General features: G+C 77.2%; 3 protein-coding genes and 1 pseudogene. All 4 read right to left on the minus strand.

What is annotated here, in order from left to right:
• Window positions 1–515: thiamine pyrophosphate-binding protein (locus tag E1300_RS49130; protein ID WP_242619912.1), on the minus strand; the 515-nt coding region annotated here is incomplete at its 3' end.
• Window positions 512–1,285 carry a cyclase family protein gene (locus E1300_RS49135; RefSeq protein ID WP_131764105.1) on the minus strand — a complete coding sequence of 258 codons (774 nt, stop codon included), beginning with the start codon at window positions 1,283–1,285 and terminating at the stop codon, window positions 512–514. The genes E1300_RS49135 and E1300_RS49130, both read right to left, overlap by 4 nt.
• Before the next feature lie 85 nt (window positions 1,286–1,370).
• A complete protein-coding gene (locus E1300_RS49140) occupies window positions 1,371–1,925 on the minus strand; it encodes a MarR family winged helix-turn-helix transcriptional regulator (protein ID WP_131764106.1) in 555 nt (184 codons plus the stop codon).
• A pseudogene (locus E1300_RS52030) lies at window positions 1,922–2,214 on the minus strand (hypothetical protein); the annotation flags it as partial. The gene E1300_RS49140 and the pseudogene E1300_RS52030, both read right to left, overlap by 4 nt.

A 2,214-nucleotide genomic window follows, 5' to 3' on the forward strand; every position in this document is an offset into this window, starting at 1 on the left:
GGGCGCTCCAGGGCCGCCGGGCCCGGGTACTCCGCGTCCTGCACGTCGAGGGGCAGGCCGAGCAGCACGGTCCGCCGCTCGGCGACCGCGGTGCGGCAGGCGCGGGACACGTCGGCCAGCGCCGTCTCCGGCGAGTGGACCCGCTCGGGGACGGCGCCGACGGCCGCGGCGAGCGCGGCCTGGTCGATCCGGAAGTTGGAGCGCACCGCGGAGGCGGCCACCTCGCCCGCGAGCACCAGCAGCGGCGTCCGGCTCTTGGCGGCCTCGGCGATCCCGGTGAGCGCGTTGGTGAGGCCGGGGCCCTGGTGCACCGACAGCACGCCGAGGCCGCCGCTCACCCGCGCGTAGGCGTCGGCCATCGTCGCGGCGCCGCCCTCGTGCCGGGCGGCGACGAACGCGGCGCCGTTCGCGACGAGCGCGTTCGTCACGTGGAAGTTGCCGCTGCCGACGACCCCGAAGACGGTGCCGGCGCCGAGCCGGGCGAGGGCCTCCCCCACGGCCTCGGCGACGTTCACCGCCCGACCAGCGCGAGGACCCGCGCGGGGCTGCCGGACCCGCCGACGATGGGCAGCGGCGCCGCGACGAGCACGGCGCCGCGCACCGGCAGCCGGTCCAGGTTCTGGAGCTGGGTCAGGCCGTACTTGCCCGCCCCCAGGAAGTAGGAGTGGCAGGGGAACGGCGGGTCGAAGCCGTGCGCGGCGCCCGCGTCAGTGCCGACGGTCTCCACGCCGAGCCCGATGAGCGGCGTCTCCTCCGCGAGCCAGCGGGCGCACTCGGCGGAGATCCCGGGCGTGTGCGGCCCGGTCTCGTCGGCGTTGAGGAACGTCTCCTGGTCGCCGGAGCGCGCGTCCCAGCCCGTCCGGTAGAGGAGCCACCCGCCCTCGGGGAGGGGCCCGTGGGCCTTCTCCCAGTCCCGGACGTGGTCGATCTCCAGCAGGAAGTCGGGGTCGGCGGCCGCCTGCCCGGACGCGTCCAGGACGACCGCCGGGGCGACGAGGCGGCCGGGCGCGACCTGCGACACGTCCTCCCGGTCGCGGCCGGTCGCCCAGTGGACCGGCGCGTCGAAGTGGGTGCCGACGTGCTCGCCCGTCGAGATGTCGTTCCAGTACCAGGCGGGGCCGCGGTCGTCGTACCGGCTGATCTCCTTCAGCGAGAACGGGACGGTGTTGGCGAACGGCTCCGGCAGCCGGAGGATCGGGGTGCGCTCCGAGAGCGGCGCGGTGAGGTCGACGATCTCGACGGAGCCGTCGGCGACGGCGGCGAGGAGCTGGGCGAGCACGGACATCGTTCCTCCGGCGGCGCGTGCGGTTCAGGTGCCGAGGGGCGTTCGGACGCCCCCGAACGTATCGCAGAAGCGCCTTCCCGCAAGGTCACCCGAAGGTGCCGCCCAGCCTTCCCTCCAGCGCGATGAGGAGCTCCCCCAGCGCGCCGGCGAGCTCCTCCCGCCGGTCCTCGGCGAGACCGGCGAGCAGCGCCGCCTCGTAGGCCACCTGGTCGGGCAGGAGCCGGTCGATGAGCGCGCGGCCCTCCTCGGTCAGGGACAGGTGCTGGACGCGCCGGTCGCGGCCGTCCTGCCTCCGCTCGACGAGGCCGCGCTCCTCCAGGCGCCGCACCCGCTTGGTCACCGCGGCGCCGGACGAGAACGTCTCGCGCGCGAGCCGGGTCGGGGTGACGCCGGGGCCGAGCCTGCGCAGCGCCGTGAGGACGTCGAACTCGGGGCGGACGAGCTCCGCGCGGCCGAGCGGGCCGTCCGCCGCGTGCTGGAGGAGCGCGGCGCAGCGCGTGATCCGCCCGATCACCGACATCGGACCGGTGTCGAGCCCGGGGTGGATCTCCCGCCACTGGCGGATCACCTCGGCGACGGCGTCCTCGCCGGGCCCGCGCGCCGGGCCGTGGTCGGCGCCGTGTCCCGCCGGTCCGGTCATCGGGCCACCCTACAGACAGAATCGGAACCCGGCCCGCGGGGATGCCGGGACGCGCGTCCAGAGGCGGGGACGGCCGCCGGCCGGGTGCCGGGACGGCCGAGGACCAGCGTCGCCAGGGCCCGGTGCCCGTCGCGTTCGGCGCGCTCCACCCGCTCCTCGGGAAGGGCGCCCTGCCACCACTCCCCCGCGGCGACGTCGGCGGCCTCGCGGACCTCGACCAGCGCCGCGGCGAGCCGCTCGCGGGCCCGCGCGGACTCCAGCGGGCCGTCCGCCGCCCGCGCCGCGGACG

Source organism: Actinomadura fibrosa (genome assembly GCF_900659615.1).
GTDB lineage: Bacteria > Actinomycetota > Actinomycetes > Streptosporangiales > Streptosporangiaceae > Spirillospora > Spirillospora fibrosa.

What these genes read in the sequence shown, in the direction of transcription:
- E1300_RS49135 (WP_131764105.1), bottom strand. Translation starts at nt 1,285, where the DNA reads ATGTCCGTGCTCGCCCAGCTCCTCGCCGCCGTCGCCGACGGCTCCGTC.
- E1300_RS49140 (WP_131764106.1), bottom strand. Translation starts at nt 1,925, where the DNA reads ATGACCGGACCGGCGGGACACGGCGCCGACCACGGCCCGGCGCGCGGG.